The organism is Gordonia sp. 852002-51296_SCH5728562-b (assembly GCF_001665475.1).
In the GTDB taxonomy this organism is placed as follows: Bacteria; Actinomycetota; Actinomycetes; order Mycobacteriales; family Mycobacteriaceae; genus Gordonia; species Gordonia sputi.
In genome coordinates, this window is record NZ_LZMI01000004.1 from 58,959 (window position 1) to 73,915 (window position 14,957).

At 67.2% G+C, this 14,957-nt stretch carries 12 protein-coding genes; all 12 read right to left on the bottom strand.

The annotated features are described in order from the left end of the window. Positions 1-272 precede the first annotated feature (272 nt). A complete protein-coding gene (locus A5766_RS00775; protein WP_197494584.1) occupies positions 273-938 on the bottom strand; it encodes a cell division protein FtsQ/DivIB in 666 nt (221 codons plus the stop codon). A gap of 32 nt (positions 939-970) precedes the next feature. After that, positions 971-2,458: a UDP-N-acetylmuramate--L-alanine ligase gene (gene murC / locus A5766_RS00780; protein WP_231894505.1), complete on the bottom strand. Its 1,488-nt coding sequence runs from the start codon at positions 2,456-2,458 to the stop codon at positions 971-973. A 92-nt stretch (positions 2,459-2,550) separates the two neighbouring features. After that, positions 2,551-3,888 (bottom strand): undecaprenyldiphospho-muramoylpentapeptide beta-N-acetylglucosaminyltransferase, encoded by a 1,338-nt coding sequence (murG, locus tag A5766_RS00785; RefSeq protein WP_005205609.1) that lies wholly within the window; start codon positions 3,886-3,888, stop codon positions 2,551-2,553. Between the two features lie 44 nt (positions 3,889-3,932). Next, positions 3,933-5,792 carry a putative lipid II flippase FtsW gene (gene ftsW, locus A5766_RS00790; protein ID WP_064863591.1) on the bottom strand — a complete coding sequence of 620 codons (1,860 nt, stop codon included), beginning with the start codon at positions 5,790-5,792 and terminating at the stop codon, positions 3,933-3,935. Continuing rightward, positions 5,789-7,363, bottom strand: coding sequence for a UDP-N-acetylmuramoyl-L-alanine--D-glutamate ligase (gene murD / locus A5766_RS00795; RefSeq protein WP_005205605.1), 1,575 nt, complete (start codon positions 7,361-7,363; stop codon positions 5,789-5,791). Before murD ends, ftsW begins: the two co-directional genes overlap by 4 nt. A 5-nt stretch (positions 7,364-7,368) precedes the next feature. Then, entirely contained in the window at positions 7,369-8,466 is a 1,098-nt protein-coding gene (gene mraY, locus A5766_RS00800; protein WP_005205603.1) for a phospho-N-acetylmuramoyl-pentapeptide-transferase, read from the bottom strand. Positions 8,467-8,560: 94 nt separating this feature from the next. Continuing rightward, positions 8,561-9,010 (bottom strand): hypothetical protein, encoded by a 450-nt coding sequence (locus A5766_RS00805; RefSeq protein ID WP_039855444.1) that lies wholly within the window; start codon positions 9,008-9,010, stop codon positions 8,561-8,563. Continuing rightward, entirely contained in the window at positions 9,007-10,620 is a 1,614-nt protein-coding gene (locus A5766_RS00810; protein WP_064903063.1) for a UDP-N-acetylmuramoyl-L-alanyl-D-glutamate--2,6-diaminopimelate ligase, read from the bottom strand. The genes A5766_RS00805 and A5766_RS00810 overlap by 4 nt, the downstream gene beginning before the upstream one ends. Before the next feature lie 146 nt (positions 10,621-10,766). Next, on the bottom strand, positions 10,767-12,713 hold the full coding sequence (locus A5766_RS00815; protein WP_064903065.1) for a peptidoglycan D,D-transpeptidase FtsI family protein: 1,947 nt from the start codon (positions 12,711-12,713) through the stop codon (positions 10,767-10,769). A 21-nt stretch (positions 12,714-12,734) separates the two neighbouring features. After that, positions 12,735-13,610 carry a hypothetical protein gene (locus A5766_RS00820; protein ID WP_064861289.1) on the bottom strand — a complete coding sequence of 292 codons (876 nt, stop codon included), beginning with the start codon at positions 13,608-13,610 and terminating at the stop codon, positions 12,735-12,737. Then, the gene (rsmH, locus tag A5766_RS00825) at positions 13,607-14,617 is read right to left on the bottom strand and encodes a 16S rRNA (cytosine(1402)-N(4))-methyltransferase RsmH (protein WP_064861290.1); all 1,011 of its coding nucleotides are present in this window, start codon (positions 14,615-14,617) and stop codon (positions 13,607-13,609) included. The genes A5766_RS00820 and rsmH overlap by 4 nt, the downstream gene beginning before the upstream one ends. 4 nt (positions 14,618-14,621) lie before the next feature. Next, positions 14,622-14,957: hypothetical protein (locus tag A5766_RS24815; RefSeq protein WP_231894503.1), on the bottom strand; the 336-nt coding region annotated here is incomplete at its 5' end.

Sequence of the window (14,957 nt, forward strand, 5' to 3'; positions counted from 1 at the left end):
CGCGCCCGCTCACCACTCCACCGACGCCGCGACCTGCTCGCGGCGGGCTCGGTCGGGTGGGTGGGTGATCTCGACAAGCTCGATCAGCGAAGGATCGACTCGATCAGCGAAAGCGACGACGCGACCACTCGACCGACCCCACACCCGTCGAACTGCACGCCCGGCGAGCGCGCCGTGCCTGCACCACGAAGAGCGAGGAGCGTAGCGACGATGCGATGAGGAGGAAGGCACGGTGCTAGAGCTCGCCGGGCATGCGGCGGCGAAGCCGCCGCCTATTTGACAGCCGGGAAGTCCGGACTCGACACGTTGTATTCGGATGCCTTGCGCGGCAGCAGGTATCCGAGGGTCCGCGCCTTCTCGTCGCCTCTGGCCGAATCGCCCCAGACGACCTTGCGGTTGCCCTTGAGGGTGAACTTGATGTCGACGGGCGAGGATGCGTCGATCGCCGTCACCTGCTCCGAGATGTCGTCGGGTAGTCCCGCGGTTGCCTTCATGGCTGCGACGGTTGTCGGGTCCGATGGTCCGGGGTTGGGCGTGGTGAACACGGGAAGTGCGGCGTACTCGCCGGGCAGCCCTCTGGTGGCGTAGGTCAGGTATGAGACGCCGGTGCGGTCGAGGACGTGCACTTTGTCGCCGTCGACGACCCTGGCGGTCGGTTGCCGCTCGACAACCGTGATCAACAGCGACGACGGGTATTCACGCTGGACGCGCGCGGACTCGATCGATGGGATCGCCGCGATCCGCTGCGCGACGACACGGGTGTCCACGCGTAGCAGCGGTGTCCCCGACGCGACGTCAGCGGCGTGGAGAATCTCGCCGGTCTGCACACCTTTGGCACCCTCGATGGTGGTACTGCGCACCGACATCAGCGGCGTGAAGAACGCGACGAGAACGAGTCCCACGACGACGATCACGACAGCACCGACCCCGAGCAGCATGCGCGCTCCTCGACGTTCCGGCAGGAACCGGGTCACGAGGTGCCCTCGCCTCCCCTGGTGGTCCGCGATGCCGCGCGGGTGTCGTCAAGTGCGGCAAGGATTTCGGGTCCCTGCATGGTGATGTCTCCGGCGCCGAGGGTCAGCACGATGTCGCCGGGCCGCGCGATCGACGCGACGAGCCCGGCAAGCGTCGAGAGATCCGGGACGAACCGGTGGTTCCCGGTCAGTCTGTCCGTAATGCTCCGACCGCTCACACCGGGAATCGGTGCCTCACGTGCCCCGTAGACGTCGGCGACGATCACTTCGTCTGCGGCGTCGAGAGCCGAGGCGAACTCCTCCGCGAATTCTTCTGTGCGCGAATACAAGTGGGGCTGGAACACGGCGATCACCCGCCCGTTGCCGGCATCGCGGGCGTGGTCGCCGACTCCCCGGGCCACGACACCCCGTGCTGCGGCAAGCACTGCGGCGACCTCGGTCGGGTGGTGGGCGTAGTCGTCGTACACCGAGACGCCCGCCGCACTGCCCTTGTATTCGAAGCGACGTCGGACACCGCCGAACGCCTCGACTCCAGCGACGACCTCGGCCAGCTCGCCGCCCGCGCATACCGCACCGAGGATCGCGCCAAGGCTGTTGCGCGCCATGTGGATTCCCGGGGTCGTGAGAGTGATCGGGACCTCGATAGCGGTGTCGGCAACCGGCTGTGTGAACCTCACATCGGCCACCCCGCCACTCCCCTGCGGCGCCCACGAAAGCAGCGTGGCCGCCGGGATGACATCTGGGATGGAGACCGTGTCGGCGTCGGTGCCGTACCCGAGCACCCGGACACCGCGCGCGGTCAGCTCGGAGGCACGTCGCTGCGCGAGTGCCACGGTCCCCGGATCGTCGAGGCAGACGATGAGCGTGCCGCCCGGCCGGATCTTCTCGGTGAACTCGTCGAACACCGCGACGTACGCTTCGACGCTGCCGAAGAAGTCCAGATGGTCGACTTCGATGTTGGTGATCACCACGATGTCGGGGGTGTACTCGAGGAGCGACCCGTCGCTCTCGTCGGCCTCCGCGACGAATACGTCGCCGCTACCGTGATGGGCGTTGGTACCCGACTCGTTGAGCTCGCCGCCGATCGCGAATGACGGATCGAGCCCTGCGTGCTGCAGTGCGACGACAGCCATCGACGTCGTCGACGTCTTGCCGTGTGTTCCGGCGACGAGCAGCGTGCGGTGGTCGGCCATCACTCCCGCGAGGACGTGGGGCCGTAACAGGATCGGGATCCCACGCTCGCGTGCCGCGACGAGTTCCGGATTGGTCTTGGGTATTGCGGCGTGCGTCGTGACGACGACGGTCGGACCGCCGGGCAGCACGTCGAGTGCAGCGGCGTCGTGACCGATCGTGATCTCGGCGCCACGCGCACGCAGCGCGATGATTCCGCGACTGGTCTTGGCATCCGATCCCGACACCTGACCACCTCGGGACAGCAGAATGCGCGCCAGGCCCGACATTCCGGCCCCACCGATTCCGACCATGTGGACTCTACGGAGCTCTTCTGGCAGCGGGGCAGCTCCCGGCTCGGGCTGTGCTGGGGATCCGGGGTGTGCGGGGGTCACATCGTCGATTGTCACCGCTCGCGAGCCGATTCGGTCGAACGAAACGCCGCCCCGTCATCGGGATCACCGGGTTTGCGCGCGCCCTCATCGCGAGCATCCGACGCTCGATCATCGGTCGCGGCCGGTGCGCTCGCGTCGGCCTCTGCCGCCTCGACGCGCTGCGCGGCGCGCGCCCGACGTCCGGGCCGATGCGACGCAGCGAGGTCGAGGGCCGCACGTGCCACCGCATTCGCGGCGTCGCCGTGGCCCGTCCCGAACGCGGACGCCGACATCGCGGCGAGCCGTTCCGGATCGCCGAGGAGTGCGGGAACCTCCGCGGCCACCCAGTCCGCGGTGACCTCGTCATCGGCCACCAGCACCCCACCACCGGCTTCGACGACCGGCAGCGCGTTGAGCCGCTGTTCGCCGTTGCCGTGCGGAAGGGGCACGTAGATCGCGGGGAGCCCGGTAGCCGACACCTCGGCAACCGTCATCGCGCCCGACCGACACATCACGAGATCGGCGGCCGCATAGGCGAGGTCCATGCGTTTGAGATATCCGACGGCCCGATACGGCGGAGCGCCCTCGGGTGACACCGGATCGATCGTGTTCTTGGGTCCATACGCGTGCAACACGCCGATCCCGGCGCGCCCCAACGCGTCAGCAGCACCCGCGACCGCCTCGTTGAGTCGTTGCGCCCCCTGCGATCCGCCGAATACGAGCAGGGTCGGGGCGTCCTCGTCGAGGCCGAAGTAGTGGCGGGCCTTGGCGCGCAGACCCTTGCGGTCGAGGTCAGCGATGACGCCGCGCACCGGGATACCGACCACCTCGGCGCCGTCGAGTCCAGAGCCGTCGACCGCGGCCATCACGACGTCGGCGAAGCGGGCGCCGACCTTGTTCGCGACACCGGCACTGGCATTGGCTTCGTGGATCACGATCGGCAGACGTCGACTCGGCCGCAAATGTGCCCTGGCCGCGAGGTAGGCGGGCATCGAGACGTATCCGCCGAATCCGACGACGACGTCGGCCTTCACGTCGGCGAGGACCTTGCGGGTTGCGAGCACCGAGCGCAACAACCGCGCGGGTGTCTTCGCGAGTTCGACGCCGGGCTTACGTGGCAGCGGGACGGGCGGGATCAGCGCGAGGTCGTAACCGCGTTCGGGAACGAGCGTCGTCTCGAGTCCACGAGAGGTGCCCAGTGCGGTGATCCGTGCGGAGGGATCGAGTCTGTGCACCGCATCCGCTACCGCAAGTGCCGGTTCGATGTGACCGGCGGTGCCGCCACCGGCGACCACAACCGACAGCTTTCGGTCACTGCCTCCCGCAGCCCCGTGGTCGGTTGTCGTGACCCGTGTTTCGTCCGGACCCATACGGTCTGCACTCCGTTCACATCTGTTCTGCTCACCTCGGGAGATCAGCGACCGGTGCCCGACCACCGCGACCCACCCGACATCTTGTCAGCTCGCCCGGTGTGACCGGAATAGCGCCCCGAGTCCGACCGCGACGCCCCCGTCGACGACCCTGTTCGCGTCGAACTCGGCACTCCCCTGCCCGTCGCGCGACGGGCGGATTGGCTTGCACGAGCGGACTCTGACGATCGTCGCGATGGGTTCTGTCGCTCGTGACCACGGGCGTCGTCCCGACGCTGTTGGCGGCCTGAATACCCGACACGGTAGTCGAGACGGACCGGACCCGACCGAGGTGCCCCGCGTCGATCGACGGGTGGACTCGGCTCCGGCGCCGCACCGAAGAAGCGCACGCCGATCGCGCGACGCCAGGCGGGTACCCGATTGGGTGTCGCAGAACGTCGTCCACCGGACGAGGCCGGTGCGCGGCGATCACGCGTGTCGAGACGATTCCGCGCGCTCTCGGCCCGGGTCGGCTTGTAGGCAACAGGCGTCGGCAAGCGGAACCAGCGGCTGACGCGACTGCGCTGGCCGGTCGTCAATGCGGCGACGGCCTCGGGCTCATGACGCGCGGCATTGGCCAACAGGCCGAGCATCGCCAACACCGTCAACGTCGACGTACCGCCCGCCGACAACAGCGGCAACTGGATTCCGGTCACCGGCAGCAGCCCGATGACGTATCCGATGTTGATGAAGGCCTGCGCAGTGATCAGGACCGTGATGGTCGACGTCATCAGCCGCAGGAACGGGTCGGTGCAGCGGTGAGCGATACGGAAGCCGGTGAACGCCAGCACGACGAACAGGAAGACGACGAGCAGTCCGCCGATCAACCCGAGTTCCTCGCCGATGATCGCGAAGATGAAGTCGTTGTGCGCGTTGGGCAGGTAGTTCCACTTGGCGCGGCTCTGACCGAGTCCGACTCCGAAGACGCCGCCGTTGGCCAACGCGAACGTCGCCTGCCGCGCCTGGTAGCCGGCACCTTGCGGATCGTCGATGCCACCGAGGAAGCTCATCACGCGCTGCGACCGGTAGCTCTCGACGAGCGCCAGGACGACGGCGATGCCGACACCGGTGATGACGAACGCCGCGAACACCTTGATCGGCAGCCCTGCGAACCAGAGCAGAGCACCGACGATGATCGCGATGGTGATCGTCGTCGAGAGGTTGGGCTCGAGAATAATCAGCAGGCAGATCAGCAGGCCGACCGGCACGAGAGGCACGAGCAGCTCGCGCAGCGACGCGTTGTCGCGTCGACGTGACGCGAGCAGATGCGCGCCCCAGACACAGAGCGCGACCTTGACCAGCTCGGACGGCTGCACCGAGAGGCCGTTGATGTCGAACCAGCGGCGCGCACCCTGGCTGAGGGTGCCGATTCCCGGCACGAGGACGAGCGCCAACATGATCGTCGTGGCGGCGATCAGCGGGACCGCCATGCGACGAAAGAATCGCACCGGCATGCGCAACGTGAGGTAGAAGACAACCGCACCGAGCACCACGAAGATGACCTGATTGGCGAACAAACCGTAGGCCGACCCGTCTGCGGAGTAGCCCTCCACCGACGACGCCGAGAGCACCATGATCAGACCGAACGACGTCATCAGCGCGGCCATCGTCAGGATCAGATGGTAGGACGCCAGCGGCCGGCTGAGGAGATTGCGGATCCCCTCGACGATGGTGGCGGGGATCGCGGCAGCATCACCGCGCAAGCGGGGAGCCTTCGCCGCGGTCCGTCGTTTCGACGAGGCGCGCGAGGTCGATGCACTGGAGCTCTCGGCGTCGACGCTCTTCGTGTCGGTCGACCCAGCCTTTTGTGTCCCAGCCTCTTGTGTCGCAGCCTCTTGTGTCGCCGCTTCCCGTGTTGCCGTCACGGCTGCGTCGCCCGGGGAGCGCTCCCCGGCAACGAGCGCGCGGCGGCCGCGAAGGCATCACCACGTCGTCCGTATCCGGGAAACATGTCCAGCGACGCCGCCGCGGGTGCCAGAAGCACTGCGTCGGGGCGCGGATCGTCGGCCGTGGCCAGCGTCCACGCCTCTGCGACTGCACGGTTCATCACCGCGGTCGCGAGGTCGTCGGAGTTCCCGGGGGCGTCGAATGAGGGTTGTCCCCCGCTCGGCGCCGGACCCGTCTCTGATCCGAAGGCGCGCTGTGCAATCACACCGCCATCGTCTCTTGTGAATACTGTGACTGTTGGGACTTCTGGGGCGTGTCGCGAAATCGCGTCGACAATGATGTCCCGATCTCGCCCGATCGCGACAACTCCGGCCAGTCGATCCGCGGAGCCGGTGATCATGTCGTCGACCGACGCGCCCTTCAACAAGCCACCCGCAATGAGCACGACGCTCCGGTGCGCACCGATCGCGGCCGCAGCCGCGTGCGGATTGGTGGCTTTCGAATCGTCGACGAAGTCGATGCCGTCGATCGTCACGACGACCTCGCCCCGATGCGCCGCGGGCCGAAAAGCGCTCAGCGCCCGACCGATCGCCGACGGTGCGACGCCGATCGCCAGCGCCAACGCTGCGGCGGCCAGCGCGTCGGACACTCCCGACGGCCCCGGGGGGTGAATCGCCGTGGCGGCGATCAGAGGCGTGCCTCCGGACGTGCCGTCCTGCTCAGCCGTGAACGCCCGATCGACCAGCTCGCCGTCGACGACGCCGAGTTCACCCGGAGCGGGCTCGCCAAGGGTGAACCCCACGCGCCGTCCCGGCACCGGTAGGTCTGCGGCGACCGCGTCGTCGAGGCCGACCACACCCACGTCGCCGTGCAGCGCGATCTGCTTGTCGGCCGCGTACGCGGCGAACGACCCGTGCCAGTCGAGGTGATCGTCGGCGATGTTGAGCACGACACCAGCGTCGGGAGTGATCGACGGCGCCCAGTGGAGCTGGAACGACGACAGCTCGGCGCACAGGACGTCAACCCTCGGTTGCGTCTGCATCGCGTCGAGCACCGGCAACCCGATGTTGCCGCACGCTGCGGCATCGCGACCGCCCTCGATCACGATGTCGGTCAACATCGACGTCGTTGTGGTCTTTCCGTTGGTTCCGGTCACGACCAGCCAGGTGCGCGGGGCGCCCAACAGTCCGGCACGGTCGACCCGCCACGCGAGCTCGACCTCGCCCCACACGGGGATCTCGTGTTCGGCCGCGGCAACCATCAAAGGATTGGTCGGCGAGAATCCCGGCGACGCGATGACGAGGTCGGTCGCCGCAGGCCAGGAGTCGTCGGCGAGGAGATCGGCGATCGAGGTGAGGCGTGCACCGGCGGTACGCGCGGCGTCCGTCCCGACAACGCTCGTCGTCTCGGCTCCCCCGAATCTCGCGTCAGCGATCGTGACCTCGGCGTCGACGCCGAGGAGGAATCGTGCCGCCGACATCCCCGCTGTGCCCGCGCCCGCGACGAGTACGCGCCTGCCGCTCAGATGCAGCTCCGACGGTGAGGTCATCGCGCTCAGCCGTTGACCGTGAGGAACTCGCCGTAGAACAGCGAGAGCCCGAGCGCACACGCGATGGCTGTGAGCAGCCAGAATCTGATGATCACCGTGGTCTCCGCCCAGCCACCGAGTTCGAAGTGGTGATGGAACGGCGCCATGCGGAACACGCGACGACCCGTCGTCCGGAAGAACGCGATCTGGATGACGACCGACATGATCTCAGCGACGAACAGCGCGCCGATGACCACCGCGAGCAGCTCGGTGCGGGTGGTGATCGACAGTCCCGCGAGCAGACCGCCGAGAGCCAACGAACCGGTGTCGCCCATGAAGATCTTGGCCGGTGCCGCGTTCCACCAGAGGAATCCGAGACACGCGCCGCCACCGGCAACCGCGATCAGTGCGAGATCCAGCGGGTCGCGTACCTGGTAGCAGCCCCGAGGGATGTCGGCGGCGGGCTTGGCGCCACCCGAGCAGGCGTTGACGAACTGGAAGAACGTCACCAACACGTAGGTTCCCAGCACCATCGCCATCGACCCGGCAGCGAGACCGTCGAGACCGTCGGTGAAGTTGACTGCGTTCGACCATGCCGCGACGACCAGCCAGCAGAACACCACGAACGCGACCGAGACCATCGAGATCGCGTCGATGTCGCGGACGTAGGACAGATGCGGACTCGCGGGCGTGTAGCCCGAGTCGTTGCGGAAGCCAAGGACGAGCACGCCGAACAGAATGGCCGCGAGGAACTGCCCGATCGACTTGGCCGTCTTGTTGAGCCCCAGGTTTCGGTGTTTGCGGATCTTGATGAAGTCGTCGAGGAATCCGACGCCGCCGAGTGCCGTCGCGAGACCGAGAACGAGCAGCCCGGATGCCGTCGGCCCGTTCCCGTCATGGGTGAACACTCCGACGATGTGCGCTCCGAAGTAGCCGGCCCACAGCGCGATCAGAATGGCCACGCCACCCATCGACGGGGTGCCGCGCTTGGTCTGGTGACTCTGCGGCCCCTCGACGCGGATCTCCTGCCCGAATCCCTGACGGGAGAACACGCGGATGAGCACCGGAGTGAGCAGGATCGACACCGCAACGGCGATGGCACCCGCAATGAGGATCTGGGTCACCGCAGCATCCCTCCCTCAGTTCGCCCGACCGTCACTCGTCGCTCTCCTCGTTCCTGTCTCGTCATCTCCCCCAGCCCCATCCAGGCCCCGCAGCTCATGTACTCGATCCCGCCGCCAGATCAGCCAATGCCGGATCGACGCCTGCGACGAGCACCATGTCGTCGGGCGCCGGGCGCCACTCGTCGGTGTCGAGAGTTGCGGCCGCGTCGTCGACCGTCTCGACCAACCTCGCCTCGTCGCCCCAGGAACCCTCCATCACGGCTCCCTGATGCAATGCACGGACCGAGCGCGACTCTCCGACACACAGCGTCTTGTCGACGGCGAGCCGCACGGCGAGCCGGCCAACCCTGTCGTGTTCGACGACACGCTCGTTCTCGGTGAGCCCATCGCGTGTGTCCATGTCGCCGATGATCGCCCAGGTGCGCACACGCTCAGACGAATCCCGTGCGCGAGAGACGAGGTCGCGGATCGCACGCGACACCGTCTCCACATCCGCAGGCACGATGACTACCCGTCGTTCCTCTTGGCCACCATCAGGACTCATCGAGCGGCCCCCGACGTCTTCTCGACGACGCCCGCGAGCGCCTCGGCGACGACGTTCCTGTCGTCGAACGGATGCTTCACGCCGTCGATCTCCTGGCCTGCCTCGTGGCCCTTACCTGCCACCAGCACGATGTCGCCGGGCCGTGCCCACGCAATAGCCGTCTCGATCGCAGCACGGCGGTCGCCGATCTCCCTGATCTCGACGCCTTCTCGACGCTCGTCGTCGGGCACCGCATGCGCACCCGCTAGTACAGCGGCGCGGATCGCGGCAGGGTCCTCGGTCCGCGGATTGTCGTCGGTGATCACGACGAAGTCTGCGCGACGCGCTGCCACCTCGCCCATCAGTGGACGCTTGGCGCTGTCTCTGTCGCCACCGGCGCCGATGACGACGGCGACACGTCCACGCGCCTGCTCGTCGAGGGTGGCCAGCACCGCTTCGAGCGCTCCCGGCTTGTGCGCGTAGTCGACGATGGCGAGGAAGTCCTGCCCACGATCGATGCGCTGCAGCCGACCGGGAACCGACACCTCGGCGATCGCCGACGTCGCCGTCGTGACGGGCACACCCGCTGCGACCGCCACCGCGACCGCGAGCGTCGCGTTGGCGACGTTGTAGCGGCCGGGCAGCCGAAGCGTCAGATCGTGGCCGATCCCTGCGGCGTCGGTGATCTCCACGCGTTGTGCACCGCCGGACTCGATCGTCGACGGTCCGGCATGCCACTCGGCCGGAATGTCGGTCGTCGAGACCGTGATCGGCGCTATGACCTCACCTCGCCGCGCGACGTCGAGCATGCGTCGACCCCAGTCGTCGTCGACGCACACCACCGAACGCACCGCCCGCGTGTGTGATCCCGCCGCGAACAGTCGTGCCTTGGCCTCGAAGTAGTCGCGCATCGTCGGGTGGAAGTCGAGGTGGTCCTGCGACAGATTGGTGAACGCACCGATCGAGAAGTGGGCTCCGTCGACGCGTCCGAGTGCCAACGCGTGACTCGACACCTCCATGACCACGACGTCGACGCCGCGCTCGAGCATCGCGGCCAGCAGTGCCTGCAGGGTCGGCGCCTCGGGCGTCGTCAGCGAACTCGCCTGAGCGACACCGTCGACGCGAGTTTCGACCGTGCCGATCAATCCGACGGTGTGGCCTGCAGCCATCATCGCGGCCTCGACCATGTAGGCCGTCGTCGTCTTGCCGGACGTGCCGGTGATGCCGATCAGCTTGAGGCGCTGCGACGGGTTGCCGTAGATCCGTGAGCTCACCCCGCCGAGGACCGAGCGGGGGTCGGCGTGCACGAGTACCGCACACGCGGCGTCGGGCGGAAGCACCCGACCGAGTTCTGCGCGGCCAGCCGCGTCGGTGAGGATCGCCGTCGCACCCCGCTCGAGCGCCTCGGCTGCGAACCGCGCGCCGTGGGTGCGGCCACCCGGCAGCGCCGCGAACAGGTCGCCCGCGACGATGTCCTGCGCACGCAACGACACCCCGGACACGGCGGCGTCGGCAGGCACCGTCCCGATCAGATCGAGGCGTGCGCCGGTGGCGGTCGAGAGCACGGAGACGGCCGTGGGCTCGACGTGAGTTGGTCTGTTCAGTCCTGCGGACCGGCGATTCGACGCCATGATGCGATCGCCTCCCTCAGCAGTGGTATCGGTGTCGCGTGTTCGCGCCGGTGCGGCTCGAACCCGGGTGTGTGCGGATGCTCCACTCTCCGGAACGCACTCACGATACCGTCAGGGCAATTCGTGAGGGCGCGCCCATCGGCAAATCAGCGCGCCTCGAGCTTGATCCACGGTGTGGGTGTGGGAGACAGCGGCACTTGCTGACGCTGCAAAATCCACGAGGCGATCGTTCCGTACAGCGGCGCCGCCGACTGTCCCCCGCTGCCGTCGGAGCTCCGCTTGGGGTTGTCGAGCATGATGCCCACCACGAAGCGTGGGTTGTCGGCGGGCGCAATGCCCGCGAACGTGATGTTGTAGCTCGAGTTCGAGTAGCACCCGCAGGCCGGGTCGACCTGCTGGGCCGTACCCGTCTTGCCCGACATCTGATAGCCCGAAACCGCACCCTTGTAGCCCGTTCCCGACTGCACGCCCATCGGGTCCTCCTGGAAGACCCCGCGGAACATATCGCGGACCGTGTGCGCGGTCTGCGGACTGACCACTCGGATACCGGCGGGCCGATCGGCATCTTCGACGTTCCCGCCGTCGTGCTGCTCGGACTCGAGAATGCGCGGTGGCACGCGGAGCCCGTCGTTGGCGATCGCCTGATACATCGCCGTCATCTGCAGGAGCGACATCGAAAGACCCTGCCCGATGGGCAGATTGGCAAACGAACCACCCGACCACTGACTCAGTGCGGGAACCGCTCCACCGCTCTCCGCCGGAAGTCCGACGCCGGTCCGCTGCCCGAGCCCGAAACGCTTGACCATGTCGGCGAATCGTTGTTCACCGACACGCTTGGCCAGCATCAGGGTTCCGACGTTGGATGACTTACTGAAGATTCCCGCCGTGGTGTACGGCTCGACGCCGTGCGACCACGCGTCGTTCACGGTGACACCGGCCATGTTGATACTGCCGGGCACCTGCAACACCTCGCCCGGCGTTGTCAGCCCGTATTCGACGGCGGCCGAGGCGGTGACGATCTTGTTCACCGAACCCGGCTCGAACGGCGAGGTGACAGCCGGGTTGCCGAGGTCGGCCTTCGTTTGTTCCGACAGCGGCTTGGACGCGTTGAAGGTGCCGTCGTTGGCCATCGCGAGTACTTCGCCGGTCTTGGCGTCGAGTACGACGGCCGACGCCGACTTCGCTCCCGACGCCTGCTTGGCCTTGTTGACCTCGCTCTGCACGAACCACTGGATGTCCGAATCGAGCGTCAGTTTCACCGTTGCACCGTTGATCGCGGGGTGCACGTTGCGTGTACTTCCCGGGATCACCGCGCCGTCGGAGCCGCGGTCATAGGTCTTCGAGCCGTCGGTCCCGGCGAGTACCGAATCCATCGACGCTTCGAGACCGATCAGCCCGTTCCCGTCGTAATTGACGTCGCCGACGACGTTCGCTCCCAGCGAGCCACCCGGATAGAGACGGATCGCCTGCGGGTCGGCACCCACCTCGGGATAGTCGGCGACGATCCGTGCCGCGACCTCGGGGCTGACCGACCGCGCAAGGTAGACGAAGCCGTCATCGCTTGTCAGCTTCTTGTGCAGATCGCCGGAACTGATCGACCCACCGAGCGCCGACGACACGCCGTCGGCGATCTCCTTGAGCCGCTTGTCGACGTCGGGGTACTCCGGATTCTTTTTGTGCTCGGCCTCGATCGACTTGCGAACTGCCTTGGGCAGGAACGTGAGTGACCGCGCCTCGTCGGTATAGGCGAGGGGACGTCCGTTGCGGTCGAGGATCGCTCCGCGCTTGGCCGTCAGCACCTGGGTGTACTCACGTTGTTGGGCCGCTTCTGCCGAGATCGACGACGCCTCGATGGTGTGCACGACGATCATCCGGATCGCCACCGCCAACACCACGAGGAGGATGACGACTCCCACAGCGTGACTACGGAATTCGAAGGTGAGGGGACCTCGTCCCGGACCTCCACCGCGGCCCCCGGTACCCGATCCTCCACTCCCCGATCCGCCCGCGGAAGTGGGACGTCGTCCTGACCGGGACTGCGCAGCGGGCGGGTCGAAACGCTCACCGATCCGCTGAAAACTGGCGCGTGTCATGGTTGTCAATTGTCCACCGCCCTAGCGGGCTCCCGCCGAATTTGCGCTCGGCGGGTTGCCATTCGTCTGAGCCGTGGGCGCGACATTCGGATTGGGCGCGGCAGCGGCTCCCGGCGCCGGAGCATCGGCGCGTGCGGGAGCGTTGGCACTCTGGTTCTGGGTCGGCGCAGTGTTCTGCCCGGGAGTCGTATTCTGGTTCGGCGCTGGCGAATTGGTTGAGCCGGAGGAGTTCGTATCAGCAGACGAAGTGGCATTCGAGTCCGAAGCGCCTGCGCCCCCGAGACCCATCGAATCGCTGACCTTGCTCTTGTCGATCTTGCTGGTGGGATCGGGCTTGTCGTCGGGGTTGATCGTCCCCATCGGCTTGCCGGACGCGGGTTCGGGATCGCCGAGCACCTTGGGCTTGCCGTTGGCGCCGACCACCATCCGGGCTGGATTCTGAACCGGGATCATTCCCAATTTCGCTGCCTTGTCGGACAATTCGGGCGCAGAGTCGCCCGACTCGTAGCTGCGCTTGAGACTGTCACGGCGGTCGACGAGCGACTGATTGGCCTTGCGCTCGATTCCGAGTCGGTAAGAATCCTGAGCAGCCTTCGTCGACAACCACAGGCTCAACCCCAAACCGACGACAAGCAGAGCGAGGACGGGCACCACGAACGGAACCGACCGTGCACGACTGAACAACGAGCCCTGTCGTACGCCCGAATCGAGGCCACCGCGCGTCGACGTAGAACCCTGCGCCACAACGCGATTGCGACGCCGGTCGAGCGCGCGCTGCGCCGCCCGCGAGCGGTTGGCTCGCTCCGATTCGAGATTCTCCCGGCGTGGACGACGGGTTGGCGTTGCGGTACCAGCACCTGCACTGTCGGCGACGGTGCGGTCGTCGAGCACTGTCATGACCGATTCCTCTCAACACGTTCGATGGCGCGGACCCTGACCGGGGCCGACCTCGGATTCTCGGCGAGCTCGGCCTCGCCAGCCTGCTCGGCACCTCGGGTGATGAGCTTGAATTGCGGTGCGGTTCCGGGCAGTTCGACCGGAAGGCCGGGAGGCGACGTCGAGGTGGTGCGAGACGCGAACTCACGCTTGACGATTCGGTCTTCGAGCGACTGGTAGCTCATCACCACCACACGTCCACCCACCGATAGCGCATCGAGTGCCGCAGGCAACGCCAGGCGCAGGGCGTCGAGTTCGTGGTTCACCTCGATCCGCAATGCCTGGAACGTGCGTTTCGCGGGATGCCCACCCGTCCGACGTGTGGCCGCAGGGATTGCGGCATAAAGCAATTCGACGAGCCGCCCACTCGTGGTGAAGGGTTCGGTCTCACGGGCCCGCAGAACGGCGGATGCAATCTTGCCCGCGAAGCGTTCTTCGCCGTACTCCGACAGCACGCGCGCGAGGTCGCCGTGCGAATACGTGTTGAGCACGTCCGCCGCGGTCAGGTCGTCGTCCGGATTCATCCGCATGTCCAGCGGGGCGTCGACGGCGTAGGCGAATCCGCGATCGGCGCGGTCGAGTTGCATCGACGACACACCGAGATCGAAGAGCGCACCGTCGATGTGGTCGACGCCTGCGGCCGCGAGAACGTCGTCGATGCCGTCGAATCGAGACTGGTGAAACGAGATCCGGTCGCCGAAACGAGCGAGGCGATCGCGCGCGATGTTCAACGCTGACTCGTCACGGTCGATGCCGATGACGCGTGCGTCGTCGAATTCGGTGAGGATCAGTTCGCTGTGGCCGCCCGCTCCCAATGTCGCATCGACGAACACCGGACGCTCGGCATCCGAGAGGTCGTCACCGGTAGCCGTCAATGCCGGCGCGAGAAGTTCGGTGATCCGCCGTGCCATGACGGGCACGTGGCCGAATTCTCCGGAACGACGTTCGCCGTCGTGTGGCGCGTTCACCGAATCACCTCCCGACGCGTGCTGTCTGCACGCCCGACCCGTTGCGGCCACGCACACTCATCTCGAATCCCTGACACAGACGCTGGTTGCCCCGATCGGGCTCGCCATGCGTCACGGTGCCGGGGTTGCCCCTGCCGTGACTGCGACCGACGCACATACGAATGCCGTGCGTCGCAGGCTGTGTCGGGTTGTCTCGCCGGGTGAAGCGGGGTCCCGGTCCGGTCGCGCACCTGGCGTTGGGGAAGTACGCCAGGGTCGTTCCGGACCGGGGCCTCGATCCACCCGAAGCCCTGTCCATCGTGTGCCATTCCTCGGCTACAAGACCGCGTTCAGTGCGGCC